Here is a 24,718-nt window from a genome sequence, read left to right as displayed (position 1 = left end):
TGTGTTAACGCTCCCGGCGCCCATGGGAACCGCCGTCTCGGAACGCACCCGCGTCGCCCTGCTCGTCCTCGCTGGCGGCGTGCTGGCCCTGTTGCTGTCGCATCATCCCGCCATCCTGTCCGGGCTGCGCCTCGTACAGGGTGACGAGGGCGACGTGCGCTTCAACCACTACGTCCTGGAGCACGGCTGGCGCTTCGTGACCGGCGACCCGGCGCACGCGCGCTTCTGGGATCCGCCGATGTTCTACCCGGAGCTCAACGTCGCCGCGTACTCCGACGTGCTCCTGGGCGTGGCCCCGTTCTACTGGCTGTGGCGCGCGCTGGGCCTTGGCGCGGACCTGTCGTGGCAGGCGTGGTCGCTCACCATGGCGGCGCTCAACTACGCCGCGGCGGTGTGGCTGCTGCGGCGAGGCTTTGGCCTGCGCGTCTTTCCCGCAGTGGTGGGCGCGGTGCTCTTCACGGCCGGCGCGCCGCGCATCAACCAGCTCAACCATCCGCAGCTGGAAGGACAGTTCTTCGCGCTCATCGCCGTGGGCGCGGTCATCGCGCTGACGCGGCCGGAGACGGACCGGCGGCGTGGGATGGCCTGGTCCGCGCTGCTGGTGGGCGCGTTCGTGGCCCAGCTCTACGCGGGCTTCTACTGGGGATGGTTCCTCTTCTTCTTCCTGCTGCTGGCGTTCATCGCCGGGCTCGTCTTCCGGGACACGCGCGGTCCGCTGCTGACGGCGCTGCGCCGCCACCTCCCGGCGCTCGCGGGCTTCGGAGTCTTGGGGCTGGCGCTGCTCGCGCCGCTCGTCCTGCACTCACGTCAGGCCATTGGCACGGTGGGGCTGCGCACCTTCGCGGAAGTCTCGCCCATGGTGCCGCGCTTCTGGAGCTGGTTCTTCGTGGGCCAGGACAGCTGGCTGTACGGGTGGACCAACAGCTTCTCCAAGTTCCAGCGCATGCCCGTGGCGTGGGAGCACCGCCTGGGCTTCGGCTTCGTCACCCCGGTGCTCGCGGGCATCGGCCTGTGGCAGGCGCGCTCACGGCCCGCGGTGCGACTGCTGCTCGTCGTGGCGGTGGCCACGGTGGTGCTCGCGTCGCGCTACACCGGCGGCTACACGCCCTGGTGGCTCGTCTTCCACGGCGTGCCCGGCGCGGCGGCCATCCGGGCCCTGGCCCGCATCGGCATGTGGCTGCTGGTGCCCGCGGCCGTGGGGTTGGCCCTGTACCTCCAGCGGCAGTGGGACTCCGGACGCGCGGCGCTGGCGGTGGGCCTGGGCGCGCTGTGTCTCCTGGAGCAGGGCCTCAACAGTCCCGCCTATGACCGGCACGAAGCTCGCGCGGACGTGGAGGCGGTGGCCGCGCGCATCGCACCGGGCTGCGCGACCTTCTTCTACGCGCCGACGTCCGGTGAGGCCCAGGAGTGGAAGTACCAGCTGGACGCCGTGTGGGCGTCCGGCGAGCACGGCGTGCCCACGGTGAACGGCTACTCGGGCAACTACCCGCAGGGCTGGAAGCTCCAGGACAACCGTCGCTTCAACGCGGAGGCCTCGGCGCGCATCGACCGCGACCTGGAGGACTGGATGCGCTCACGGAACCTGGCGCCCGGGAGCGTCTGCCGCATCGAGGTGCCCGCGCGGCGGTAGGACCCACCGCGCGGAACAGCCTTCGGGGCTACTTGGCGATGGTGGCGTAGTCGCCCTTGAGCGCGACGCCGGTAACGAAGCTGCCGGCGTGGCACTCGATTTCGGTGGCGCTCTTGAACTCCACCTTCTTGTAGTAGCTGACGACGTTGACCACCGCGTTGGCGCCGTTCTTCTTCGCGCCCTCCTGCAGGGCGATGATCGCGGAGAGGGCGGCCCACTTGCAGGCGTAGTCGTCCGACTTGCCCACGCCGTTGGTCTTCTTGTTCGAGGTGTCGCTGCCCAGCGTCTTCAGCACGTTGGGCGTCTTCGCGCCCGCCATGAAGAACTTCACCGAGCCGTCCAGCTTCTGCTTGGCCTCGGGCAGGGCCATCACGTCCGCCAGCTTCACCTTCGTCACGGTGTCGCGCGCCAGGGCGGGGCTCGCGGCGGTCAGGGCCAGCAACAGGAGGGCTTTCTTCATGGCGGTGTCTCCAGGCATCAAGGCCAGCGGCGGAAGATCAACGAGGTGTTGATGCCACCGAAGGCGAAGTTGTTGCTCATCACCAGGTCCGTCTGCAACGCACGTCCCTCACCCACGACATAGTCCAGGGGCGCGCACTTCGGATCCACGGAGTCCGCGGTCAAGTGCAGCGTGGGCGCGAACCAGTCCGAGCGCATCATCTGGATGGTCATCCACGCCTCCAGCGCGCCGCAGGCCCCCAGCGTGTGGCCCATGTAGCTCTTGAGGCTGGAGATGGCGACCTTCTCCCCGAAGACGGTCTTCGTCGCCGCGCTCTCCGCCACGTCGCCCGTGTCCGTCGCCGTGCCGTGCGCGTTGACGTAGGGGATGGCGGAAGCAGGCACGCCCGCGTCCTCCAGCGCCAGCCGCATGGCCTCCGCCATGGTGTCCGCGTTGGGCTGCGTCACGTGGCGGCCGTCGCTGTTGGTGCCGTACCCCAAGAGCTCCGCATGGATGGTGGCGCCGCGCGCCTTCGCGTGCTCCAGCTCCTCCAGCACCAGCGTGCACGCGCCCTCGCCCAGCACCAGCCCGTCGCGCTCGGCGTGGAAGGGGCGGGGGGACTGGTGCGGCGCTTCGTTGTGCTTGGTGCTGGTGGCGAAGAGGGTGTCGAACACCGCCGCGCCCGTGGCGTCCAGCTCCTCCGCGCCGCCCGCGAGCATCGCCACCTGGCGGCCCAGCTTGATGGCTTCATACGCGTAGCCAATGCCCTGGCTGCCGGAGGTGCACGCGCTGGACGTGGTGATGATGCGCCCGGTGACGCCGAAGAAGACGCCGATGTTCACCGCCGCCGTATGGGACATCATCCGCAGGTACGTCGTCGCGGTGATGCCCTCCGTCGTCTTGTGGGTGATCATCTTCCCGAAGTCGCCCATGTTCTCCGGCGTCCCCGCGGAGGAGCCATAGGCGATGCCCATCTTCCCGCTCTTCACCAGGGGGCTGCCCAACAGGCCCGCGTCCTGGAGCGCCAGCTCGCTGGCCCGCGTCGCCATCAGCGCCACGCGGCCCATGGTGCGCGTCGTCTTGCGCGAGTACGCGGACGGCGGCAGCTCGAAGGGCAGGGCGGGCGCGCCCAGCCGCGTGTTGAGGCCTTCGTAGGCCTTCCAGGGCTCCATCACCTGGACGGCGTTCTGGCGCGCGCGCAGCCGCGCCTCGACCGTCTTCCAGTCATGGCCCAGGGGGCTCAGCGCACCGACTCCGGTGACGACTACGCGCTTCATCCGATCATCCCCCCGTTCACCGAAATCACCTGCCGCGTGATGTAGGCCGCTTCTTCCGACATGAGGAAGGCCACCGCGGCGGCGACCTCCTCGGGCTTGCCCATCCGGCGGGCGGGAATGATTTTGAGCGCCTCCTCCAGGACCTCCGGAGGCACCATCTCCGTGTCGATGAGGCCCGGCGCCACGCAGTTGACGGTGATGTCGCGCTTGGCCAGCTCCACCGCCAGCGCCTTCGTCGCGCCGATGATGCCCGCCTTGGCGGCGCTGTAGTTCACCTGGCCCCGGTTGCCCATGAGCCCGGACACGGACGACAGCGTGACGATGCGGCCCGGCTTCTTGCGGCGCACCAGGGGCATCGTGAGCGGGTTGAGCACGTTGTAGAACGCGTCCAGGTTGGTGTGGATGACGCCATCCCACTCTTCCGCCGTCATCGCGGGGAAGGCGTTGTCGCGAGCGATGCCCGCGTTGCACACCACGCCGTAGTAGCAGCCGTGGGCCTCCACGTCCGAAAGCAGCGCGGCCTGCGTGGCGGCGCGGTCCGCCACGTCGAACTGGAGCACGCGGGACTCGCGGCCGGCCTCACGGACCTGGGCGGCCACCGCGTCCGCCTCCTCGCGCTTGCTGCGGCAGTGCACCACGACGTCGTAGCCGTCGCGGGCCAGGCGCAGCGCGATGGCGCGGCCGATGCCCCGGCTGGAGCCCGTCACCAGCACCGTCTTGTCACCCATCTGTGTTGCCCCTTCCCAGGTCCTGCCCCGGTTGCGGCTCGTAGACCGTCAGCGCCGCCGTGGCCACCTGCTCCGTCCCGATGCGCAAGGTGCAGTCGAACTGGCCCAATCCGTTGTCCGCGGAGAACTGGCGGTGGACCTCGATGCGCAGGGTTTCGCCCAGCTTGAACGTGGGGCGGTTGCACTCGTAGCGGCGCGTGCCCAGCAGGAAGCCCACCCGGGGCGTGCCGCCGCGCTTGCGCGCATGCCACCCGGCCCACGCGGCCACGGCCTGCGCCATGTACTCGATGCCCACCCAGCCGCCCACGACGCCGTCCGCGTAGAAGAGGCTGTCCTCGCGCACGGTGACCTCCGCGAGCAGCGAGTCCGCGTCGCCTTCCAGGACGCGGTCGAGCAGCCGCATGCGCCCCTGATGGGGCACCAGTTCCTCGACGGGCTGATCAATCACGATGCGCATCATGCGCGCTCCAGCACGAGGGCGGCGTTGCTGCCCCCGAAGGCGAACGAATTGCTCAGCACGCTCTTCACCGGGCGCCCCAGCGCCTCGCCCGGCTTCACCAGCGACAGCGCCGGCAGGGAGTCGTCCACGGCCCCGTCCCAGAAGTGCCCGGGCAGCTTGCCGTGCGGGTTGTCCACCAGCGTGAGGTACGCGAAGGCCGCCTCCAGCGCGCCCGCGGCCCCCAGCGTGTGGCCGGTGAGCGGCTTGGTGGAGCTGGCCTTCACGCCCGGCCCCAGGAGCGCGTGCACGGCGCGGGTCTCCATGGCGTCGTTCTGCGGCGTGGCGGTGCCGTGCAGGTTCACGTAGTCCACCTGCTCCGGCGAAAGCCCCGCGCGCTTCAGGGCCTCCTGGATGGCGGCCATGGCGCCCTTGCCGCCGGGCTCCGGCGCGGAGATGTGGTGCGCGTCGGAGGACTCGCCCCAGCCGGACAGGCGCACCGGCCCCGGCTCGCGCGTCATCAGGAACAGCGCCGCCGCTTCGCCGATGTTGATGCCGTGGCGGTGGGCGCTCATCGGGTTGCAGCGCTCCTCGCTCACGGAGTCCAGCGAGCGGAAGCCCGCCACGGTGAAGCCGCACAGCGAATCCACGCCGCCCGTCAGCACCGCGTCCACGGTGCCCGTGCGCAGCATCCGCGCCGCGCTGGCCAGGGCCTTGGCACTGGAGGAGCACGCGGTGGAGATGACGTAGGCGGGGCCCCGGGTGCCCAGCACGTGCGAGAGCGCCAGCGCCGGGGAGCCCAGCTCCTGCTGCTGCAGATGGAAGCGGGGCGGCAGCTCGCCCGTGGCCAGGTGGCCGGCGATGGCCGACTCGCTTTCACCGATGCCGGAGGTGCTGGTGCCCATCACCACCGCCACGCGCGAGGGACCGAACCGGGCGATGGCGGCGTCAATCTCGGCGCGCACCTGCTCCAGCGCGGTGAGCAGGAGCGCGTTGTTGCGGCTGTGCTGCGAAGGGGGCAGGGCGTCCTGCGCCGCGAGCGGAGCGGTGACGACGCCCAGGTGCAGCGGACGGTCCGCGTACCCGGCATGCGAGGCGACGCCGGAGACGGTGTCCGCGAACAGCGCCCGGGCCACCTCCTGCTTCCCGGAGCCCAATGCGCAGACGAGGCCCAACTGGTTGAGGAAGACAGGAGGAGGCATGGGCTGTCACTCGTCCGCGACGTGCGATTCGATGGTGAGCTGGTAGTGCTCGGAGTGGTTGGTGAGCTGCGTGCGCCCTTCCCAGCGCGGGGTGCCATCGTAGCGCACCGACACCCATTCCCTGCCGTTCTTCGACAGGGTCCGCTGTCCCGGTCCGTCCTCCAGCGTCCAGCCCACGGGCAGGGCGGCGCGCACGGCGTCGGCCGGCCAGTAGACGAGCTGCACGTCCCGGATGACGAGCGCGGAGTTGAACTGGGCGGGCAGGCGGGGGTCCCGCTCCTCGTCCAGGTGGCTGCCGTCCCAGCGCAGGGTGAGGATGCGGTGCCCCATGGCCAACCCGGCCAGCTGCATCTGGGCCGGGTCCACCTCCAGGAGGGCCTCCAGGGAGCGGGGGCCTCCGGGGTCCTGCTCGTGCGCGAAGACCAGCTGCTGCGCCAGGCTCACGGACGCCCCGAGGGCGGCGGGAGCCAGGCGCAGCTCCGGCAACGGCTCGCCAGGAGCGGCGGGCCGGGGCCGGGGCGTGCTGGTGCAGGCCACCAGCCCCGCGACGAGCAGGGCGGTGACTACGCCGCGCACAGCGCCTCGAGGACGGTCAGGCGCCGCTTGCTGTCCGCCACGTAGGGGTTGTTCTTGTCCCACGCGTAGCCCGCGAGGATGGCGGAGATCATCCGGCGCACGTCTTCCGACGGGTTCGGGTGGAAGATGATGTCCTGGAAGCCGCCCTCGTACCAGGACTCCACGAAGGTGCGGAAGGTGTCCACGCCGGCCTTGAGCGGCTTCGCGTACTCGTTCTCCCAGTCCACCTTCTCCCCCGCGAACTCACGGGCGATACAGGCGGAGGCGAGGCTCGCGGACTTGAAGGCGATGGTGACGCCCGAGGAGAACACGGGGTCCAGGAACTCGCCCGCGTTGCCCAGCAGCGCGAAGCCCGGGCCCCACAGCGACTTCACGTTGGCCGCGTAGCCGGTGAGCTTGCGCGCGGGTGTGTCCCAGACGGCGTTCTTCAGGAGGTTCTGCAGCGACGGCGCCTCCTTCACGATGGCCTGGAGCCGCTCCGTGTCCGTGCCGGTGTACTGGTCCAGGAACTCCTTCTTCGCGACCACGCCCAGCGAGCAGCGGCCGTCGGAGAAGGGGATGGTCCAGTACCAGACGTGCACGTGCTCCGGGTGCGTCGTGACGCGGATCTTGTTCCGGTCGAAGGTGCCGAGCGGAACGTTGTCCACCACGTGCGTGAAGATGGCGCCGCGCACGGGGAAGTTCGACGGCGTCTCCAGGTTCAACATGCGCGGCAGCACGCGGCCGAAGCCGCTCGCGTCCAGGAGGAAGCGCGCCTTCACCTGGTACGTCTCGCCTTCAGGGGAGCGCGCCGTCACCACCGGCTGCCCGCTGGAGAAGTCCACGGTCAGCACCTCGTGGCGGAAGCGCACGGTGGCGCCCTTCTTCTCCGCGGCCTGGGCCAAAATCTGGTCGAAGCGGGCGCGCTGCACCTGGTAGGTGGTGGCCCAGCCGGGGCTGAACTTCTCGCGGAAGTCGAAGTCCGTGTACTTGCCGGCGCGCTCGAAGGCGGCGCCGTTCTTGTACTGGAAGCCCGCCTCCACCACGTCCTGGAGGAAGCCGGCCTCCTGGATGTACTCCATGCTCTGCGGCAGCAGGCTCTCGCCAATGGAGAAGCGGGGGAACTGCTCGCGCTCCAGCACGAGGACATCACGGCCCTGCTTGCGAAGGAGGCCCGCCGCGACGGAGCCCGCGGGGCCCGCGCCGATGATGAGGATGTCCGCCGATTCAGTTTTCAATGTGTGTCTTTCCCGGGTGGAAGTCGGAAACAAGGGGTGAGGATCCAGATGGTGACCTCGCCGAGCAGCATGGCGAGGCCGAACGAGCGCAGCGCGGGCGTGGCGGAAAGACCCAACAGCCCGAAGGAGAGGAGCGTGCTCACGCCGGCCAGCGCCACCGCGAGCCACGCGGAGCCGTCACCGGGGTGCTCCAGAAGGAAGATGCCGTAGTCCACGCCCATGCCCAGCAGCAGCACCAGCCCCAGCACGGTGAAGAGCTGCAGCGGCGCGCCCGCCCACCCGAAGATGGCGAGCGTCAGCAGCGTGCCCAGCACGGAGGGAACCCACGCGCGCCACGCCTGGCGCCCGAAGCGAGCCACCAACGTGAGCAACACCGCGAAGTAACCCGCGACGATGAGCCCGCCCATGATGCGGCGGTAGCGGCTGAGCAGGCCGGAAATCTCCGCCGTCTTGTCCACCCAGCGGACGCCCTCCAGGCCCTGGGCCACCTCTTCCAGACGGGGCAGCACCTTGGGGTCGTTGAGGCCGCGCAGCATGAGGACGCTGTATTGCGCCTTGCCCAGCGTCCCCAGCCACTGCTGCCGGATGACCGCCGCGGCGGGACCGGCGAGGAATTGCTTGGGCGTGAGCGGCTCCGGGGAGAACGCGGCGCGCGTAGGGGCTTCACCCGTGGACTCGCTGACGGCGGCGACCGCCAGGGCCTCCGCGCGGGCGCTCAGGGCCGCGTCCTCGCGCTGCTGTGCTTCGGACGGAAGCCAATCAGACACGGCGCGGTAGCCCGCGAACACCTTCTCGGAGACGAGCGAGTCCAGCTTCGTCTTCAGCACGGCTTCGCGCGCGAGCACCTGTTCGTCGCTGTCTCCCTGCACCAGGAAGAACTGCGCCGGACTGGGCAGTCCCAACAGGCGCCCCAGTTCCCGCTGATCCGCGATGAGGTTCGCGGGTGCGCCCTGCAGCTGGCGCAGGTCGTCCCGGGGCTCCAGCTTCCAGATGCCCACGGCCACGAGCACCGTGACGACCGCGCCGGACAGCCACCACGCGGGGGTGGAAGCGATGCGCGGCCAGCGGGTGATGGACGCGGAGAAGCGCTCCGCGAAGGGCGTGATGGGCAGGGCGCCCGTGTCCAGCGAGGGGAACCAGCACACCACGGTGAGGAACGCGGCGGTGAGGCCCGCGGCGGAGAACACCGCCATCTGCCGCAGGCCCGGGAAGGGCGCCACGCCCAGCGCCAGGTACGCCACCACGCTGGTGACGAGCGCGAGCACCATGCCGGGCAGGAGCGCGCGCATCACCGGACCGCGCTCCGAAGGGGCCTTGCCCTGACGCGCGGCGAAGTAGTGGAAGCCGTAGTCCTCCGCCACGCCCACCAGGCTGGAGCCGAAGACGAGCGTGAGCAGGTGCACCCGGTCGAACACCAGCGCGGTGACCGTGAGCGCCACCGCGCAGCCCAGCGTGAGCGACACGCCCACGAGGAGGATGGGCCGCAGCGAGCGGAATGTGAGCCATACGAGGATGAGCACCGCCGCCAGCGACCCGAAGCCGATGGTGGACATCTCCCAGCTCGCCTGCGCCGCGGCGGCCTCCGCGTACAGCGGCACGCCCGCGGCCACCAGCCGTCCGCCGGGCACCGCTGCTTCGACCCGCGCGCGCGCCCGCTCCACCGTGGCGGTGACGCGCGAGCCGTCCCCCAGCGCGAAGGCGGACACCTTGCTCTTCCACATGAGGAGCACCCACTCGCGCTCCTCGCCGGACAGCCACATGCGTCCGTCGCGGGGCCGGGCGGACGTCTCCGCCGCGCGGGCCTGCCACCAGTCCTGCCACAGGCCCAGCGGATCCGCGTTCCAGTCCGTCAGCTGCGCGCCCGCGGGTTGATACAGCTTCATCAGCGCCGTGCCGCCCAGCTCCTCCGGCGTCGCGTGCGCCAGCCACTTGCGCTGCGCGGGCGTGAGCAACCGGTCGCGATAGGGACGGTAGAAGTCCACCGCCTGCTCCAGCGCGGAGGTGTCCACCACCGCCGGCTCCAGCAGGTCCGAGGACTCCGTGAGCACGCGCGTGGCCTCGTCCGCGGCCTTCTGCGCGGACGGCCAGTCCTTGGCGCCCACCAGCAGCACGAGCTGCCGGCCGGCTTCGTCCGCGAGCTTGCGCGTGGCGGCGTCCACCTCAGGCGCCTGCTCGTCCTCCGGCAGGAGCGCGAGCACGTCCGTGTCCAGGCTCGCGGAGCGCCAGAACCGCACCTGGTGAATGCCAACGGCGAGCACCACCAGCGCCCACAGGATGGCCAGCTTATTTGCCAAGGCGTTCCGCTTCCGTGGCGTCGGGAGGAGGCGTCTGCGCGAGCTGCTCGAACGTAATGACGCTGCTGTCGCCGCGCGTCTCGTCCAATTGCACCTGGCGCACGTACCCGTCACCCTCCAGGTGGATGTGCTTGAAGACGCGCGCGAGCCCCGCGTCCGTGGGCGTCAAATCCAGCTTCCAGCCCTTGTCGCCGACCAGCGCGCCCTCGACCGTGAAGCGCTTCTGGAGCGCCGCGACGTCGCCCGACAAGAGCGCGAAGAGCAGCTCGTTCACCGCCGCCAGCGCGGGCTCCTTGGTGGAGTCCAGGTGATAGGCCGCGCCGCCCGTGGCCTGCTGCGCGCTCAGCGACTTGCGCGTGAGCGTCAGCGTGGAAGCGAACGGCGTGCGCGTGTTCCAGAGCACTCCCTGGTCGCGGGCGAGGAGGAAGTCTCCCTTGGACACGAGCGGCTTCTTGAAGCCCTGCACGGTCTTCTTCTGTTCGAACTGGCCGCGCACCAGCGGCGCGTCCACCAGGCGCGCGCGCACGTCCTTCACCAGGTCCGCGGCGTGAGCGCTCACGGACAAGAGCGACAGCATCAACACGAGGAAGGGCTTCATCCCGGCCACACTCCCAGCTTCTTCCAGAGGACTTCCGGGCAGACGTATTCCATCTCGCCTGTCTTCAAGGACACCGCGACCTGGATGGTGTGGGCCTGGTTCACCTTGCGCCCGGTGTCCGCGTCGCGCAGCAGGTAGTCGAAGCGCAGCCGGTTCTCCCACTCGGTGATTTCGGCGCGCACGATGATGCGCTGCTTGTAGGAGATGGGGGAGACGTACTTGAGCTTCATCTCCACCACGGGCCAGCCGTACCCGGACTCGCGCATCTGCGGCCAGTCGTAGTCGTGCTTGCGCAGGATGACGGCGCGCGCCAGCTCCAGGTACTTCACGTAGTGGCCGTGCCAGACGATCTCCATCATGTCGAGATCGTGGAACGCCGGGTCGATCTCCAGCTCGCAGCTCAGGTCAGGCTTCATGCAGCCTCCACTCCCGACGGCGGATGGCGGTGATAAGGCCCTGCAGCTCACCGTCCAGCGCCCGGTCCTCCACCAGCAAGGGGATGCGTGCTTCCAGGTCCGCGTGCATCGCGGCCATCGCGGGGCCGGGCTTCGCGTCCGCGTCAATCCGCTGACGCAGGGTGACGCCCTGGCGCGCCGCGATGAGCATGGCCGCGACCACCTGCTCCGTCAGCTCCAGCACGCGCAGGCAGTCGCGCGCGGCGATGGTGCCCATGCTCACCTTGTCCTGGTTGTGGCACTCGGTGGAGCGGGAGAAGACGGACGCGGGCATGGTCTGCTTCAGCGCTTCCGCGGTCCACGCGGAGACGCTGATCTGCGCCGCCTTGAGCCCGTGGTTGATGGCCGCGCGGGCGCCGGTGGACGCGGAGAGGTTCGCGGGCAGCCCGTGGTTGAAGCGCGGGTCCACCAGCAGCGCCAGCTGCCGGTCCAACAGGTCCGCCACGTTGGCCACCGCGGTCTTCAGCCCGTCCATGGCGAAGGCGATGTGGCCGCCGTAGAAGTGGCCGCCGTGCAGCACCCGCTCGCCGTCCGGGTCGATGAGCGGGTTGTCGTTGGCGCTGTTCAGCTCGTTCTCGATGAGCGTGCGGAAGTACGGCAGCGCGTCCTCCAGCACTCCGATGACGTGCGGCGCGCACCGCAGCGAGTACCGGTCCTGGAGCCGCTGCTCGTTGCGAGGCGGCCGGTCCGTGACCAGGTCCGCGCGCAGCCGGGCCGCCACGCGCTGCTGGCCCGCGTGGGGCTTCGCCGCGAAGAGCGTCTCGTCGTAATGGTGCGCGTTGCCGGCGCTCGCCAGCACGTTGAACGCCGTGAGCCGCGTGGCGAGCCGGGACACGTACTCCGCCCGCTCCCACGCCAGGCACGCCAGGGCCGTCATCACGGCGGTGCCGTTCATGATGGCCAGGCCTTCCTTCGGCCGCAGCTTGAGGGGCGCGATGCCCAGCTCCTTCAGCACTTGCGCCGCGGGCTTGCGCTCGCCCCGGTGCCACACGTCGCGCTCGCCGCAGAGCACCGCCGCCACGTAGGACAGGGGCGTCAGGTCGCCGGACGCGCCCACGGAGCCTTCCGCCGGAATCATGGGCAGCACGTCGTGCTGGAGCAGCAGCTCCAACTGGGTGAGCAGCGGCACGCCCACGCCGGAGAAGCCCTGCGACAGCGACGCCAGCCGAGTGGCCAGCACCGCGCGCGTCTCCTCCGGGGTGAGGAACCGGCCCGCGCCGATGCCGTGGTACGTGTAGAGGTGGTGCGGCAGCTCCGCGACGAGCGCGGGCGGGATGGACACCGTGACGGAGTCGCCGTAGCCGGTGGTGACGCCGTAGATGACGCCGTCCTCCGCCAGCAGCCGGTCCAGGAACGCGGCGCCCTTGGCGATGCGCTGGCGGAAGGCCGGGGCCGTGCCCAGCTCCGCCGGGCGCTCGCGGCGCGACAGGGCGCCCACGTCCTCGAGCGTCAGCCGTCCGCCGTCGAAGCGGACCGGGGTGTCAGAAAGTGGGGGGCTTCGCGGAGACATGCACCTGATCCCAGAAGGGAAAGAAGTTGAACCAGTCGTAAGGCGCGCGCTGGAGGAGCGCCGTCACCCGGGCTGCGTAGTGCTGCGCGCAGTCGGTGAGCGCCTGCTCGCGCTTGCCCCGAGGCAGCACGACGCGCTCGAAGAGGCGCTCGAAGTGGATGGTGTAGCCCTTGCCCTCATGGATGCAGCCCAGCAGGTAGAGCGGACACTTGAGCAGCGCCGCCAGTACGTAGGGGCCCACCGGAAATGGCGCCGGGTGGCCGAGGAAGTCGACGCGCACGGTCTGGGCGGAATTCACCGGGATGCGGTCGCCCGCGATGACCACGAACTCTCCGGCCTCCACGCGCTCGTTCAGCGCGACCGCGGTGGCCGGGCCCATGTCCGTGACTTCCATCAGCCGGAAGTCGTTCTCCGGGTTGAGCCGCTTGAGCAGGCGGTTGAACTGCTCCGCGTGCAGCGTGTGCACCAGGATGTTGAGCTTCACCTCGCCCCGGCGCTCCGCCATGGTGCGGCACAGCTCCAGGCAGCCCATGTGCGCGGTGACGATGATGCCGCCCTTGCCGGACTTCGCCGCCTCGTAGAGCTCCTCGCGGCCTTCGGTGCGGACGCTCTCGAAGCGGTAGCGCCCGCTCACCGCGAGCAGCTTGTCCAGCATGGTCTCCGCGAACATCAGCACGTGACGCACACTGTCGCGCCAGTGGGGCTCGTGCCCCAGGGCCCCGGTCGCGGTCTGCATCCGCTTCAGGTACTGGCGCGACGAGTGCTGCAGCACCGGCCGCCGGAGCCAGTTCACCAGCACCACCGGGTAGAGGCAGACGCGGAAGGGCCAGCGCCCCAGCAGCCGGTGGACCCAGTAGAGGATCCAGATGCCAGCCACGAAGGTGGTTTCCCCCATCTCCGCCCAGTGGCGGGACTTCATTTCGCCACCTTGTTCCAGAGGAGCACGGGCAGCCGCACCAACATCCCGAAGAAGAGCCGGGCGTGCATGCCGGAGATGCGCACGTTGTCCCAGAGCACGTCGAAGTGGGAGATGCCGTCGGTGGGGTAGCGTACCTGGGTGGGCTGGTTGAGGATGCGCATGCCGCGCCAGAACAGGCGCACCAGCACCTCCACGTCGAAGTCCATCCGCTTGCCGATCTTCACCGAGTCGATGAGCGCCACGGTGGGCTGCAGCGGATACACGCGGAAGCCGCACATGGAATCGCGGATGGCGAACGACAGCGTGTTGATCCACACCCAGATGTGCGTGGCGTAGCGGCCGTACAGCCGGCCCTTGGGCACGGACTCGTCATAGACGGGCGTGCCGCACACCATCATGTCCGGCTGCGCCTTCGCCAGCTCCAGGAAGCGCGGGATGTCGTTGGCGTTGTGCTGGCCGTCCGCGTCGATTTGCAGCGCGTGGCTGTAGCCCCGGGAGAAGGCCGCGCGCAGGCCCGCCATCATCGCGCCGCCCTTGCCCTCGTTCTGGGGCAGGCGGACCACCTCCACGTGCTCGCTGTCCTCGCGCGCCAGGCCGTCCAGCACCGCCGCGCAGCCGGGCTCGCTGCCGTCGTCCACCAGCACGCAGGGCAGCCCGTGGCTGCGCACCGCCTTCACCACCGCGCCCACGGCCTCGCCGTGGTTGTAGACCGGAATCACCGCGCAGACCTTCATCCTGCCCCTCCCCCCAACACGATGCGGCCGCTGGCGTGCGAGCCCGCGGCCGACGTCAACTTGAACCCCAGCCGCCCGGACTCCTTCGCCCAGGTGAGCTCCAGCGACAGCAGCGTGCCGGGTGGAATGACCTGCTGGAACTTCAGCGTCTCGATGCGGAGGAAGTCCGGCGGCAGCGCGAAGTGCTCGCGGCCCAGCAGCAGTGACCACTCCACCTGCACGACGCCGGGCAGGATGGGCGAGCCCGGGAAGTGCCCTTCGAAGTAGGGCGAATTCGCGGGGACCTCCACCGCCAGCAGCACGCGCTCGTCGGAGCGCTCCAGCACGCGGAACGGGGGACGCTTCGGGTCGAAGAGCGCGGTGAGCGCCGCCTCGGTGGATTTGCCCTGGGAGTTGACCGGCATGGCCTCCAGATACCGGAACCGGCGCGGCAAGGCACTGGACTCGAAATGCGGGGCCAACTTCTCGCGCAGCGCCTGGCTCAGGGACCGCCTGCCCCCCGACTCCTGGAGCCGCCAGCCTTCCGCGTCCGGCACCCCCACCACCGCCAGAATCACCCGGTGGCCTTCGGTGAGGGGCAGCACCCGGGCCTCGCGCAGAAGGCCCCCGGCCACGAGGGTCCGCTCCATGGCGGAGAGCGACACGCGCTTCTCCTCCAGCTTGAGCAGCCGGTCGCGGCGCCCCAACAGCTCGAAGCCGCCGGGCACGGGCCGCGCGCGGTCCTCCGTGGTGAACCACTCGCCCGGGGGCAGGTCCAGGTGGGGGGATTGGACGCGGAGCGCGTCGTCTTCCGCGCGCACCTCCACGCCCGGCATCGTGCGCCAGGACGCGCTGTCGTCCGTGTCGCGCCGGCGCCACGCGACGCCGCCCGTCTCCGAGCTGCCGTACACCTCCACCGGCGCCCGGCCCAGGAGGTCGCGGCAGGCCTGGAGCGCTTCGGGGGTGAGCGGCCCGCCGGAGGAGAACAGCCCGCGCAGATTCCCGCGCATGGCCGCCCAGTCCAGCGTGGCCGGCAAGCGCTTCAGGTGCGCGGGGCTCGCCACCAACAGGCCGGGGCCGGTCTGGAGCGCGGCCAGGATGTCCTCCGGATAGGGCAGGGCATTCGCATCGAACGGGCGGCCGGACGTCAGCGGCCACAGCACCCGGAACAGCAGTCCGTAGATGTGCTGGTGAGACACGGTGGCCAGCACCGGCACGTCCCCCACGGCCTCGTCGAACAGCCGGCCCAGCGTGGCCACCTCGCTGGACAGCTGCGACAGGCGCTTGGGGATGGCGGTGGGCTCTCCGCTGGAGCCCGACGTGTAGACGACCAGCGCGGCGAGCCCGGGTGACAACGCCTGGAACGCGGCGGCGGTCCCGTCCTCGTTCATCGCGGGCGCCAGCGGCCCCTGTCCCTGGGGGGCCCGGCCCGCGAAGCCGTCCACGTGGGCCTTCAGCGCGTCCAGCGTGGCGGGGCGCGCGTCCGCGGGCAGGTAGATGCACACCCCCGCGTGCCAGGCGCCCAGGAGCGCGGCGGCGAACTCGAAGGTGTCTTCGGTGAAGAGGGCGTAGCGCTGGCCTCCGTGCGCCGCGAAGGCCGAGCGCCAGCCGGCGACCCGGGCGCGGAACGCACCGAAGTCCCGCACGCCGTCCTCGCTCCGGGCCACGGGGTGCCCGGCGGGACGGCCGTGGACGAGGAGGGTTTCGAGCGCGAGCGGCTCAGCCATGGGCGTGCCGTGCGCGCACCCGCTGCCGCACCACCCACTCGCCCGCGAACAGCAGGCCCATGAGGCCGTAGGCGATGAGGCCGTTGTAGAGCGCCCAGGTCGCGTCGCTCGCGAAGAGCGCCGTGGTGAGCGCGAGCGCGCCGTTGAGGACGAAGAAGCCGCACCACACCTGCGTCACCCGGCGCGTGTACGCCACGCCCGACGGCGGCAGGTCCTTCTCCCGAAGCCGCGCCAGCCGCTCAATCACGCTGGGTGGATACACCAGGCTGGTGAGGAATACGGTGAGGAGCACCGCGTTCACCAGCACCGGGTAGAGCTTCAGGGGCAGGGCGTTGTTGCCCAGCATGCTGGAGCCCGCGAGCACCAGGGCGCCCACCGCGGCCGCGAGCCACATCTTCTCCCGCGTGGCCACCGCGCGCACCACCGCCATGGCCGCCAGGGGCAGCGCCATCCAGCGGGGCTCGAAGTGGCCCAGGCCCAGATAGACGAGCGGGGGGTAGGCGAGGCTCAAGAGCCCCAACAGCACCGGACGCAGACGTTTCACGCCGCGGCGGAGTCGCTGCCGAGCAGACCGTACAGCGCGTCCACCACGTCCTGGATGGTCCGCACGGAGCGGAAGACTTCCGGCGGAACGCGCTGGCCCGTCACCGGCTTCAGGCGCACCAGCAGGTCGATGGCGTCGATGCTGTCGATGTCGAGGTCGTCGTGCAGACGCGCCTCCGGGACGATGCGGGATGGCTCGATGTCGAAGGTTTCCTGGAGGATGGCGCTCAGGCGCTCGAACAGCTCGTGCTTGGTCATGGGGTGAGTCCTCGCTTTGGTTTTGACGGGGGCTGCTTAGGAACGGGTGCGGTGGGTGCTGACGAAGTCCGCGAGCGCCCGAACACTGGCGAAGTGACGGCGATTCTCCTTGGAGTCGCTCGCCAGCACGACGCCATAGGACTTCTGCAACGCGAGGCCGAGCTCCAGGGCGTCAATGGAGTCCAGCCCCAGCCCTTCGACGAACAGCGGCGCCGCCGGATCGATGTCGTCCGGCTTCAGGTCCTCGAGGTTCAGCGTGTCGATGACCAGCCGCTTTATTTCCTGCTCAAGCTCCAACATGTTCCTGGCTCCCCCTGGAGAAATGGTCGTGCAGCCGGGTGGTGAGCTGGCGCGCGGCCTTCGCCGCCTCGCCCGCTTCCGCGTCCTGGGCGGACACGGGGATGTCGTCCTCCACGCGGATGACGTAGTGCATGGGCTTCTCCGGCACCTTCCACCAGGGCATGCCCTTGGTGAGGCCCCGAGGCTCGCAGCGGATGATGACCGGCGTGATGTCGCACGGGCCGCGCACCGCGATGTTGGCGGCGCCTCGCTGCAGCTGCATGTTCCCGTCGAGCGGTGTGCGCGAGCCCTCCGGGAAGATGATGAGGTTGTTGCCGGCCTTCACGGACTCGATGCAGTCCTGGACGAGCCCGGGCCCGGAATCGTTGCTCAGGTAGCGCGTCGCCCGGATGGGGCCGCGTGTGAACGGGTTGTTCGCCAGGCTCGCCTTCACCACGCAGTCCGCGTTGGGGACCAGTGAGATGAGGAACACCACGTCGATGAGCGACGGGTGGTTGGCCAGGATGAGCAGCCCGGAGCGCGCCAGCTTCTCCACGCCTTGCAACTCGTAGCGCAGCACGCCCAGCGCGCGCATGTAGCCGATGAAGAAGCGGAACGTGTAGTGCACCGCGAGCCGCGCCAGCCGCTGCTGCCGCTCCGGGTCGCGCACGAAGAGCGCGAGCAGCGGAAAGTAGATGAGGCGCAGCGCCAGTCCCCCCAGCCCGAAGGTGGCGAAGGACAACCCGGTGGCGAAGATGCGCCACGGACGGTCGAGCATCTCAAGCATGGCGCGCCCACCGCCAACACCGGCCGCCCGTCGCGTGCTCCCACCGCGAGGCGCCGGAAACGAGGAATCGCAGGGCACGCAGGTCCGCCGGGAGGTTCGCCGCATCCAACGGCGCGACGGGCGAGTCTGGGGCGCTGGCCGCGCAGTCCAGGTGGATGGCGTCCGCGCCCGTGCTGGCGGAGAGGAGGCAGGCCCATGCGTGGGGAAACGCCACGTCCCGGGAGAAGTGTTCCCACGGCGTGGGAACGGGCTCTTCGTAGACGACGACCATCACCCGGGGGACGCCGTCCGACAGCAGGCCGCACGCCTCCGTGAAGGCGGCCTCCACCGTCTCTTCTCCCGCGGCGATGGCGGCGTAGGCGGACGTGTCCCCCCGAGCGATGGAGTAGAGCGCGCCGATGGCGTTGTGCACCGACAGGCTGAAGGAGGTGGGCGACAGCGGCTCCGAGCGCGCCAGCTGCGTGAGCAGCTCCACCGAGCGGCCCAGGTCGCCATAACGCGATGCGAAGATGACGGGCGCGTCCGGCGCGTCCACGTGCGCGTCATACGCAGCCTGCAACGCGATGCGGCCCAGCCGGTCCACCCGGCGGCGCATCATCGCGGGCATCGCCGCGAGCGCGGGCGTGCCTTCCGCGGGGAGCGGATGCGGGGTCGCGAGCCACGTTTCCCAGGAAGCAGGATGGACGAGCCCGGGGGCCCAGGCGGCCCAGCGCTGTACGGAGAATCCCACCATCGTGACGGAGAGGCCCCAATCGCCCCCAAAGACAACCTTTACCAAACCATTCACAGGGTGACAATTGGGCGGCCGACCCGAGCGGGCCAGACGCCGGGAGCCCGCCCTGCCGCCTGCCCTGTGTCCGTTACAACCCCAGGTTCTTGTTGATGCAAGACGCAACACGGCCTCGGCCTTCACGTTCTTCCGGGTTTGTCCAGGGAGGTGACGCGCCCGTGTTTCGCGCGGAGTGCGAAGCGCCCCGCGAGTCATTCGAAATGGGCGGTGGAAACGGGTTGTGACGACGGCTTGCGTGACGTGGCGGCGGGCGCGCGTATTCACGCGGCGCGTGCTTGCCCCGCGAGTTTCAGGACTCGGAGGGGAAGAGGGCGCGCAGCTCGCGGAGCGTGCGGGGCCTGGCGCCGCGGGGACCGGTGACCCAGATGCGCTCGGGCTCCAGCGCCAGCTCGCGCCAGGACACGGCGCCGCCGTCGGGCAGCAGCACCTCTCCGTCCAGGCGCACCACCGAGTGGCGCCGGGACACCGCTTCCAGGCCGAACAGCAGCCGCTCCACGTCCGACCAGCGCGCGGGGGCGAACAGCAGGTCCACGTCCGACAGCGGCCGCACGAAGGGCACGCCCGAGCGGTGCTGCCAGGCCAGCGAACCGAACACGCCCACCGTCAAATCCAGCGCGGTGCCCAGGGCGATGACGTCGTCCAGGGCTGGGCCCCAGGCCGCGGGGGCGGAGGCGCGCACCTCCTGCACCGTGGGCGGCGGCAGGTGGCGCTCCACGGCGGACAGGGCCACGTGCATCGACAGGTGGCGGCGGTCGGGCAGGGTGAGCCCCAGCCTCAGGTCGTCCTCCGGGTCCGGCGGCTCCTGCCGGGCGACGGCGAAGGGCCGGCCCTGATCCCTCCACGCCGTGACGTGCGCGAGGACGTCCGGGACCAGGGGCGAGCGCAGGGCCTCCGCCCAGTTGGCGCCCAGGTACACCCAGTCGTGCCGCACCGGACGTTCACCGCCCATCAGCGGGCATCTCCTGCCGCCAGGGGGAAGCCGTGCCCGCTTCCGCGACGCGGGACGGGGCTGCCCCCGGGACAGGCGGAAGCGGAAGCGGTGGAACTCACTCCTCGATTCATTACCCGGATTCACGCCGCCGGTGGGAGCGATCCTGCACCGCTCGGTGCCGGTTGCTCCCGGCCGCGCGAATCTCCCCGGAAATCCGGGTGGGAGCCGAGCGCACGCCTCAGGGATTCCCCTGAGACGCGGGGAGCTAGCGGGGCTTCTGGAGGATGGGGCTGACGGCGCTCACGTGCTGGCGGCGCATGTCGATGAGGATGTCGTAGTTGCGCGGCTCCGGGGCGACGGGGCCGGCGGCGAAGCGGTAGAGGCCGCTCACGTCGCGCTCGCGGGGGAAGCGCTCCTTCACCAGGGCCTTGAGCATCTCCTTGGCCACCCACTCCGCGTCCACGGAGACGGAGCCGAACTCGTCCAGATAGTGGAACGGCGCGGTGGAGTCCGACTGCTTCGCGGTGAGGACGAAGACGCGCGGCTTGCGGTCCGGGACGACGAGGCTCGCGCCCTGCGCCATCACCGCCAGCTCCCGGCCCTGGGGCAGGGCGAACAGCTCCAGGGACTGCTCGTGCGCGAGCAGGGCGCTGAAGGCCACGAACGCGGTGAGCAGGCCCGTGGCCATGCGCGGGCCATGCCTGGGCCAGATGGTGCCCAGATTCACCAGCGACGCGGCGAAGAACACGGCCCACACGCCAGTCAGCGCGTTGAGCGTGCGGTAGGTGGGCCACCGCTCCCCGGCGAGGAAGCTCACCGAGTACGCCACGCCCGACAGAGTCACCAGCGCCAGCAGCCAGCGCCCCACGCCCCCGAGCCCCGAGCGGCGCCCCTCCACCGCGATGCCCACGCCCAGCAGCGTCAGCGTCAGCACCACCATGGCCCAGTAGCCGTCCATGTCGCCCAGTGGCGCCTCGTTGAGCGCGGACAGCGCGAGCGCGTTGGGGAACACGTGCGTGAGCGCCCAGACGGTCTTGTCCACCCAGTGCTTCTCGAAGCTGAGCCGGGGCGAGGGCGGGAAGATGCCCGCCTTGAACAGCACCTGCGTGACGGCGTACGCGAGCGCCAGGCCCGCGGCCATCACCAGCAGGTGCTTGAGCATCCATCGCGCCGTGTCCTTCAGCGACACGTCGCGGTGCACCACCAGCGACGCCGCCAGCAGCACCGCGGAGAACAGGCCGCTCACCTGATAGATGAGCGTCGCGCTTGCCATGCTCCCCACCGCGGCCAGCGCGTACGGCCACCGGACGGAGGCCTCCGCTCCCGGCGGACCGATGGCGCGGCGGGCGAAGGCGAACGCGCCCAGGCCCAGCATCAGCGCCAGGGCCTGCGGCCAGCAGATGCTCCAGTTGGCGATGACCTGCGCGGACGGCGTGACCGTGAGGAACCCCGCCAGCAGCGCGGCGGAGCCCGTCCGCCAGCCCTCCTTGCGCAGCAGCAGGAACACCGCCGCCGCGAGCACCCCCAGGCCGGCCACGCCCATCAGCCGCAGCCCCACCAGCCCGTCGATGCCGTTGGCCGCCTTCGCGGACACCTCCAGCATCCATCCGTAGAGCGGGCGGCCCTGCGACGCGCAGAAACGGAGGATCTTCCCCGGCTCCTCGCGCGCCTCGCGCAGGATGGCGTAGTCGTCACGCAGGCCGTACCGGTGGATGACCGCGCTCCAATAGATGAGCCAGGGAAGCAGGAGCAGCAGGGCCACGGTGCCGGGAACCACCAGCGCGCGCGGCGGGAGACGCTTCATCAACGAGAAGGCCATCGAAGTTGACGCAACGTAGCAGAAGCCTCCCACTGACTCCCGGAGCAACCGGGACACGGCAGGGTTCCAGTCACGGTGAGAAGGGCGGGGCTCCAACCACCTGCGTGTCCTCACCGAACTCCGGGCCTCGGGGCTCTCTCACGATGTTGAGCACGGGCCGCGCGTCCGCGAGCGACGGAGTGAAGAGGGAGGGCTGGTCGGGGTCCGCGAACACGGTGGCGAAGTCCTCCGGGGCCAGGCCTCGCGCGAGCCGGGCCGCGAACGAGTCCTTGAGCTGGCGCACGTAGTACTCGACGTCGTAGTCGCGCGCGTCGTCGCCCGCGGGCTCGCCTGGAGCGGGGCGTGGGGCGGGTTCGCCGTCCTCGGTGAGTGCTTCCGGGAGCAGGCCCGCGCGGCCGCCGGTGGCGCGGTAGATGCGCACGCGCTCGCCCAGGGACCAGTGCTCGCGGCCGTTCGTGAGCAGCGCTTCGTACGGCAGCTCCCTGCGCTGCTTGCGCGTGGCCAGGTACTGCGAGGGGGACTTGGTCAGCCGCACCTGCGCGGAGACCTCGAAGGTGGGCACCCGGCGCCGCCGGAGCGCCATCACCGCGTCCACGTACGTGTCGCGCACGGTGCGCACGTCGCCGGCCAGCAGGTGCTGGAGGGCCCGGCGCAGGAAGTCTTCTCCATAGGGCTCCGCGCGGCTGGAGCGGAAGGCCACGCCGCGCAGCAGCAGGGGCCCGGTGTAGGGCTGGAGCGCGTAGTTCTTCGGTTCGTGCGACAGCATGGCGGCGTAGCGCCCGTCGAACTCCAGCTTCACGCGCGGCGGCAGCAGGGCCGCGACTTCGGACACCACGCGGCGCTCGTCGGTCTCCGTCCAGGTTTCTGGCACCGCGAAGTAGACGCCGTCCGTGTCGGCCTCCAGCAGTGTCACGCCCCGGTGTGCCAGCTCGCGGCACATCAGGCCCAAGAGCTCGCGTCCGCGCCGCGTCACCTCGTTGGCGGCGTGCACGTCCGAGAAGCGGGTGAGGCCCACCGCGCCCATGTAGCCGTAGGCGGAGTTGATCAGCAGCTTCATCGCCGCGGAGATGGCTTCGTATGTGTGGCGCTCCGGAGAGCCGGGCGGGGCCTTCTTCCCCTTGGCCTTCGCGTCCAGGCGCTGATCCACCAGCCGGTCCACCAGCGCGAGCAGCGCGTTCAGCCGGTCGCGCTTCGGCCCGATGCGGTACTGGCGCATCAGCGACGGGTAGAGGCTGGCCACGTCCGCCTTCACGATGTGCCGCGCGACGCCGGAGGCGAACAGGTGCAGCGCCGCGCCGCTGTGGGACGTGCCGTCGCCGGATTCGTGCCCGGGCAGCGCCGCGCCCGAGCGCACGTAGGCGCGCACCAGCAGCGGATCCAACACGCCCGTCGCTGGGCCCGCGTCCGCCAGCCGCTCGTAGCGCCGGGGGGCCATGCGCGCGAGCGCGAACGCCGCGCCGCCCATGAGGTGCGCCAGCCCCGCGGCCTCCGTCACGTCCTCGCGCGCGTAGCGGCGCACGCGCTCCGGGTCCTTCAGGAAGACCTCGTGCACGCGCGCGCCGGGGATGAGCTCGCGGTCGGGCCCGGACAGGCCCAGGTGCCGCGCCACCGCCTTGAGTCCGTGGCCGGGCAGGTCGCGGGCGGCGAAGTCGTGGCGGCGCACGGCGTCCAGCGTGTCGATGAACTCGCGGCCGGGGACGGTGTAGCGCGCGCGGCGCATGGCGTCCGCGTCACGGCCTCCGGGCCCTCGGTTCAGCGCGGCGCCCCTCGCGGACGGGCGGTGGCGCAGGCCCGGCAGCCCCGCTCGGCCCAGCGCCAGCGACACGTTCAGCCGCTTCGCGCGCTGGTCCAGGAAGGGCAGGTCGAAGCCGTGCAGGTTGTGGTTCTCCACCACGTCGGGGTCGGCTTCGCGGATGCGCGCGACCAGCCGGCGCAACAGGTCCGCCTCACCCGCGTCTCCGTCCGCTGTCACCTCCAGCGTCTCCGCCCGGCCGTCTGGATCCCTCACCGCCACGAGGAAGATGCGGTCCCTGGATGGGTCCAGGCCGGTGGTCTCCAGGTCGAACTGGAGCCTTCGCAGGTCGTCGAAGACCAGGTCGCGGAAGTACGTGCGGCCGGTGGCCACCAGGTACTGCTCCTCCGGAGGCAGCACCAGCGCCGCGGCCGGGCCCAGGTCGCGCAGGTGGCCCACGCGTTGATCCAACCGCTTCGATGCGCCCTTGAGCACCGCGGACGCCAGCGCGCGGCCGTCATCCGCGCTAACGAGGAAGCGCAGCGCGCCGGGGCCCTCCAGTTCACGGAACGTCATCGCGCCCGGCACCGGCGGCATGCCTTCCGGGCGGAGCGCGTCCCCCAGGTGCTCCAGGTCCTGGAGCGACGAGAGCAGCACCCAGGGCCGGTACCTCGCGTCCTCGCGCAGCCTCGCGTGCGTGCCCTGATGCCGCTTCCAGATGAAGGCTCGCCCGTCCGGCTCCGCCCAGACGGACACGATGCCCGGCGTGGGGTCCCATCCCCACAACCACTCGTCCTCCAGCGGATGGGGCGGCGGGACCATGGGCGGGGACTCGGGGGACAGAAGGCGCGGCGCGCGGGCGCTGCTCCGGCCGCTCATAGGCGCGCGAGGGCCCGCTTCGCAAGGGTGGGCGGACAGGAGCGGCGTGGCGCTGTCGGAAGGGCTTCGCATCGCTGGGGCTCGGCCCCAGCTTGAGGGCACCGGCTGACAGCGGTATGTCAGGATTCATCGTCATGCAGCGCACTGAGCGACTCTTCGCCCTCGCCGAGTACCTGAGGGGCCGCCGCACCGGCGTCACCGCGGAGGTGCTGGCGGAGCGCTTCAGCGTGACGGTGCGGACCATCTACCGGGACCTGGACGCGTTGCGCGCCGCGGCGCTGCCGGTGGGCGCGGAGCGTGGCCGGGGTGGTGGCTACGCGCTGGACCGAGGCTACAGCCTGCCGCCGGTGAACTTCACCGCGCGCGAGGCGGCGCTGGTGGTGGCGCTGGGACGCTTCGCCATCGACATGCGGCTGTTGCCCTTCACTGGGACGCTGGAGTCGGCGCTGGACAAGGTGCGCTCGGCGTTGTCCACGTCCGCGCAGCGGGAGCTGCTGGCCCGGCTGCGCGAGCTGACGTTCCTGGGCGTGCCGTCCCTGCCCACGCGCAAGCCCGTGCGCGAGGCGCTGGAGCGCGCGTGGTTCGAGCGACAGCCGCTGCGCATCACCTACGTGGACAGCAACTTCCTGGAGACGGTGCGCGAGGTGCGCATCGAGTCCGTGGTGATGGACCGGCACGAGACGCGGCTGGACGCGGTGGACCTCGCGTCCGGGGAGCGGCGCCACTTCCGGCTGGACCGAATCACACGCGCGGAAGTGGTGGGGGCCTGAAGCGCGAAGGAGGGGCCGTGCTCCTGTCGCGGCACCCTCCTGCCGTGGGCCTCAGCCGCGCGAGGGGAAGACGCCTTCCGTCGCGATGATGAAGTTCACGCAGGTGTATGGGTTCTGGATGGGCACGGGCTGGTTGCCGCCGGAGATGCCCACGGCCTGGGGGCCCATCACCGTGCTGGGGGTCGTGACGTAGGGCAAGGGGGTGGTGG

The 24,718-nt window shown here is 70.8% G+C and carries 24 protein-coding genes; 2 read left to right on the top strand and 22 right to left on the bottom strand.

Going from position 1 to position 24,718, the window contains the following annotated elements; genetic code table 11:
• Positions 1-22: 22 nt before the first annotated feature.
• A complete protein-coding gene (locus D7Y11_RS17840; RefSeq protein ID WP_120575954.1) occupies positions 23-1,630 on the top strand; it encodes a hypothetical protein in 1,608 nt (535 codons plus the stop codon).
• Positions 1,631-1,658: 28 nt separating this feature from the next.
• Here the strand turns inward: D7Y11_RS17840 and D7Y11_RS17835 are convergent, their stop codons facing one another.
• From D7Y11_RS17835 to D7Y11_RS17730, 22 genes are all read right to left on the bottom strand, one after another.
• Positions 1,659-2,090 (bottom strand): excinuclease ATPase subunit, encoded by a 432-nt coding sequence (locus tag D7Y11_RS17835; RefSeq protein ID WP_120575953.1) that lies wholly within the window; start codon positions 2,088-2,090, stop codon positions 1,659-1,661.
• A gap of 17 nt (positions 2,091-2,107) precedes the next feature.
• Complete coding sequence (locus D7Y11_RS17830) at positions 2,108-3,346, bottom strand: beta-ketoacyl-ACP synthase (protein ID WP_120575952.1); 1,239 nt, start codon at positions 3,344-3,346, stop codon at positions 2,108-2,110.
• Positions 3,343-4,074 carry a 3-oxoacyl-ACP reductase FabG gene (fabG, locus tag D7Y11_RS17825; RefSeq protein WP_126934273.1) on the bottom strand — a complete coding sequence of 244 codons (732 nt, stop codon included), beginning with the start codon at positions 4,072-4,074 and terminating at the stop codon, positions 3,343-3,345. Before fabG ends, D7Y11_RS17830 begins: the two co-directional genes overlap by 4 nt.
• The gene (locus D7Y11_RS17820; RefSeq protein ID WP_120575950.1) at positions 4,067-4,534 is read right to left on the bottom strand and encodes a hotdog family protein; all 468 of its coding nucleotides are present in this window, start codon (positions 4,532-4,534) and stop codon (positions 4,067-4,069) included. The genes fabG and D7Y11_RS17820 overlap by 8 nt, the downstream gene beginning before the upstream one ends.
• Positions 4,531-5,712, bottom strand: a complete 1,182-nt coding sequence (locus D7Y11_RS17815) for a beta-ketoacyl-ACP synthase (RefSeq protein ID WP_126934272.1) — start codon at positions 5,710-5,712, stop codon at positions 4,531-4,533. The genes D7Y11_RS17820 and D7Y11_RS17815 overlap by 4 nt, the downstream gene beginning before the upstream one ends.
• Positions 5,713-5,718: 6 nt before the next feature.
• Positions 5,719-6,288 carry a DUF3261 domain-containing protein gene (locus D7Y11_RS17810; RefSeq protein ID WP_120575948.1) on the bottom strand — a complete coding sequence of 190 codons (570 nt, stop codon included), beginning with the start codon at positions 6,286-6,288 and terminating at the stop codon, positions 5,719-5,721.
• On the bottom strand, positions 6,276-7,505 hold the full coding sequence (locus D7Y11_RS17805) for an NAD(P)/FAD-dependent oxidoreductase (protein ID WP_120575947.1): 1,230 nt from the start codon (positions 7,503-7,505) through the stop codon (positions 6,276-6,278). Before D7Y11_RS17805 ends, D7Y11_RS17810 begins: the two co-directional genes overlap by 13 nt.
• Entirely contained in the window at positions 7,502-9,799 is a 2,298-nt protein-coding gene (locus tag D7Y11_RS17800; RefSeq protein ID WP_126934271.1) for an MMPL family transporter, read from the bottom strand. The genes D7Y11_RS17805 and D7Y11_RS17800 overlap by 4 nt, the downstream gene beginning before the upstream one ends.
• On the bottom strand, positions 9,789-10,397 hold the full coding sequence (locus D7Y11_RS17795) for an outer membrane lipoprotein carrier protein LolA (protein WP_120575945.1): 609 nt from the start codon (positions 10,395-10,397) through the stop codon (positions 9,789-9,791). The genes D7Y11_RS17800 and D7Y11_RS17795 overlap by 11 nt, the downstream gene beginning before the upstream one ends.
• The gene (locus D7Y11_RS17790; protein WP_120563610.1) at positions 10,394-10,813 is read right to left on the bottom strand and encodes a thioesterase family protein; all 420 of its coding nucleotides are present in this window, start codon (positions 10,811-10,813) and stop codon (positions 10,394-10,396) included. The genes D7Y11_RS17795 and D7Y11_RS17790 overlap by 4 nt, the downstream gene beginning before the upstream one ends.
• Positions 10,803-12,362 carry a histidine ammonia-lyase gene (gene hutH / locus D7Y11_RS17785; RefSeq protein ID WP_121753798.1) on the bottom strand — a complete coding sequence of 520 codons (1,560 nt, stop codon included), beginning with the start codon at positions 12,360-12,362 and terminating at the stop codon, positions 10,803-10,805. Before hutH ends, D7Y11_RS17790 begins: the two co-directional genes overlap by 11 nt.
• Entirely contained in the window at positions 12,334-13,281 is a 948-nt protein-coding gene (locus D7Y11_RS17780) for an acyltransferase (protein WP_126934270.1), read from the bottom strand. The genes hutH and D7Y11_RS17780 overlap by 29 nt, the downstream gene beginning before the upstream one ends.
• A complete protein-coding gene (locus D7Y11_RS17775) occupies positions 13,278-14,015 on the bottom strand; it encodes a glycosyltransferase family 2 protein (protein ID WP_126934269.1) in 738 nt (245 codons plus the stop codon). Before D7Y11_RS17775 ends, D7Y11_RS17780 begins: the two co-directional genes overlap by 4 nt.
• Positions 14,012-15,721, bottom strand: coding sequence for an AMP-binding protein (locus D7Y11_RS17770; RefSeq protein ID WP_126934268.1), 1,710 nt, complete (start codon positions 15,719-15,721; stop codon positions 14,012-14,014). The genes D7Y11_RS17775 and D7Y11_RS17770 overlap by 4 nt, the downstream gene beginning before the upstream one ends.
• Positions 15,714-16,265 carry a hypothetical protein gene (locus D7Y11_RS17765; protein ID WP_120575940.1) on the bottom strand — a complete coding sequence of 184 codons (552 nt, stop codon included), beginning with the start codon at positions 16,263-16,265 and terminating at the stop codon, positions 15,714-15,716. The genes D7Y11_RS17770 and D7Y11_RS17765 overlap by 8 nt, the downstream gene beginning before the upstream one ends.
• Positions 16,262-16,522, bottom strand: coding sequence for an acyl carrier protein (locus tag D7Y11_RS17760; protein WP_120563604.1), 261 nt, complete (start codon positions 16,520-16,522; stop codon positions 16,262-16,264). Before D7Y11_RS17760 ends, D7Y11_RS17765 begins: the two co-directional genes overlap by 4 nt.
• Positions 16,523-16,558: 36 nt before the next feature.
• A complete protein-coding gene (locus D7Y11_RS17755) occupies positions 16,559-16,822 on the bottom strand; it encodes a phosphopantetheine-binding protein (protein ID WP_014398640.1) in 264 nt (87 codons plus the stop codon).
• On the bottom strand, positions 16,809-17,588 hold the full coding sequence (locus tag D7Y11_RS17750; protein WP_126934267.1) for a 1-acyl-sn-glycerol-3-phosphate acyltransferase: 780 nt from the start codon (positions 17,586-17,588) through the stop codon (positions 16,809-16,811). Before D7Y11_RS17750 ends, D7Y11_RS17755 begins: the two co-directional genes overlap by 14 nt.
• On the bottom strand, positions 17,581-18,321 hold the full coding sequence (locus tag D7Y11_RS17745) for a beta-ketoacyl synthase chain length factor (RefSeq protein WP_233607320.1): 741 nt from the start codon (positions 18,319-18,321) through the stop codon (positions 17,581-17,583). The genes D7Y11_RS17750 and D7Y11_RS17745 overlap by 8 nt, the downstream gene beginning before the upstream one ends.
• 346 nt (positions 18,322-18,667) lie before the next feature.
• Complete coding sequence (gene mdcG, locus D7Y11_RS17740) at positions 18,668-19,327, bottom strand: malonate decarboxylase holo-[acyl-carrier-protein] synthase (protein ID WP_126934266.1); 660 nt, start codon at positions 19,325-19,327, stop codon at positions 18,668-18,670.
• A gap of 247 nt (positions 19,328-19,574) precedes the next feature.
• Positions 19,575-21,113 carry a hypothetical protein gene (locus D7Y11_RS17735; RefSeq protein ID WP_233607321.1) on the bottom strand — a complete coding sequence of 513 codons (1,539 nt, stop codon included), beginning with the start codon at positions 21,111-21,113 and terminating at the stop codon, positions 19,575-19,577.
• Positions 21,114-21,198: 85 nt separating this feature from the next.
• The gene (locus tag D7Y11_RS17730; RefSeq protein ID WP_126934264.1) at positions 21,199-23,682 is read right to left on the bottom strand and encodes a ribonuclease H-like domain-containing protein; all 2,484 of its coding nucleotides are present in this window, start codon (positions 23,680-23,682) and stop codon (positions 21,199-21,201) included.
• 191 nt (positions 23,683-23,873) lie between these two features.
• On the opposite strand from D7Y11_RS17730, the gene D7Y11_RS17725 reads away from it, so the two are divergent.
• Positions 23,874-24,509, top strand: coding sequence for a YafY family protein (locus D7Y11_RS17725; protein WP_120549247.1), 636 nt, complete (start codon positions 23,874-23,876; stop codon positions 24,507-24,509).
• The last annotated feature ends 209 nt before the right edge of the window (positions 24,510-24,718 follow it).

The organism is Corallococcus sp. AB018, assembly GCF_003986945.1.
In the GTDB taxonomy this organism is placed as follows: domain Bacteria; phylum Myxococcota; class Myxococcia; order Myxococcales; family Myxococcaceae; genus Corallococcus; species Corallococcus exiguus.
This window is presented reverse-complemented; position numbering and strand designations above follow the sequence as displayed.

What these genes read in the sequence shown, in the direction of transcription:
- D7Y11_RS17840 (WP_120575954.1), top strand. Translation starts at nt 23, where the DNA reads ATGGGAACCGCCGTCTCGGAACGCACCCGCGTCGCCCTGCTCGTCCTC.
- D7Y11_RS17835 (WP_120575953.1), bottom strand. Translation starts at nt 2,090, where the DNA reads ATGAAGAAAGCCCTCCTGTTGCTGGCCCTGACCGCCGCGAGCCCCGCC.
- D7Y11_RS17830 (WP_120575952.1), bottom strand. Translation starts at nt 3,346, where the DNA reads ATGAAGCGCGTAGTCGTCACCGGAGTCGGTGCGCTGAGCCCCCTGGGC.
- fabG (WP_126934273.1), bottom strand. Translation starts at nt 4,074, where the DNA reads ATGGGTGACAAGACGGTGCTGGTGACGGGCTCCAGCCGGGGCATCGGC.
- D7Y11_RS17820 (WP_120575950.1), bottom strand. Translation starts at nt 4,534, where the DNA reads ATGATGCGCATCGTGATTGATCAGCCCGTCGAGGAACTGGTGCCCCAT.
- D7Y11_RS17815 (WP_126934272.1), bottom strand. Translation starts at nt 5,712, where the DNA reads ATGCCTCCTCCTGTCTTCCTCAACCAGTTGGGCCTCGTCTGCGCATTG.
- D7Y11_RS17795 (WP_120575945.1), bottom strand. Translation starts at nt 10,397, where the DNA reads ATGAAGCCCTTCCTCGTGTTGATGCTGTCGCTCTTGTCCGTGAGCGCT.
- D7Y11_RS17790 (WP_120563610.1), bottom strand. Translation starts at nt 10,813, where the DNA reads ATGAAGCCTGACCTGAGCTGCGAGCTGGAGATCGACCCGGCGTTCCAC.
- hutH (WP_121753798.1), bottom strand. Translation starts at nt 12,362, where the DNA reads ATGTCTCCGCGAAGCCCCCCACTTTCTGACACCCCGGTCCGCTTCGAC.
- D7Y11_RS17780 (WP_126934270.1), bottom strand. Translation starts at nt 13,281, where the DNA reads ATGAAGTCCCGCCACTGGGCGGAGATGGGGGAAACCACCTTCGTGGCT.
- D7Y11_RS17775 (WP_126934269.1), bottom strand. Translation starts at nt 14,015, where the DNA reads ATGAAGGTCTGCGCGGTGATTCCGGTCTACAACCACGGCGAGGCCGTG.
- D7Y11_RS17770 (WP_126934268.1), bottom strand. Translation starts at nt 15,721, where the DNA reads ATGGCTGAGCCGCTCGCGCTCGAAACCCTCCTCGTCCACGGCCGTCCC.
- D7Y11_RS17760 (WP_120563604.1), bottom strand. Translation starts at nt 16,522, where the DNA reads ATGACCAAGCACGAGCTGTTCGAGCGCCTGAGCGCCATCCTCCAGGAA.
- D7Y11_RS17755 (WP_014398640.1), bottom strand. Translation starts at nt 16,822, where the DNA reads ATGTTGGAGCTTGAGCAGGAAATAAAGCGGCTGGTCATCGACACGCTG.
- D7Y11_RS17750 (WP_126934267.1), bottom strand. Translation starts at nt 17,588, where the DNA reads ATGCTTGAGATGCTCGACCGTCCGTGGCGCATCTTCGCCACCGGGTTG.
- D7Y11_RS17745 (WP_233607320.1), bottom strand. Translation starts at nt 18,321, where the DNA reads ATGGTGGGATTCTCCGTACAGCGCTGGGCCGCCTGGGCCCCCGGGCTC.
- mdcG (WP_126934266.1), bottom strand. Translation starts at nt 19,327, where the DNA reads ATGGGCGGTGAACGTCCGGTGCGGCACGACTGGGTGTACCTGGGCGCC.
- D7Y11_RS17735 (WP_233607321.1), bottom strand. Translation starts at nt 21,113, where the DNA reads ATGAAGCGTCTCCCGCCGCGCGCGCTGGTGGTTCCCGGCACCGTGGCC.
- D7Y11_RS17730 (WP_126934264.1), bottom strand. Translation starts at nt 23,682, where the DNA reads ATGGTCCCGCCGCCCCATCCGCTGGAGGACGAGTGGTTGTGGGGATGG.
- D7Y11_RS17725 (WP_120549247.1), top strand. Translation starts at nt 23,874, where the DNA reads ATGCAGCGCACTGAGCGACTCTTCGCCCTCGCCGAGTACCTGAGGGGC.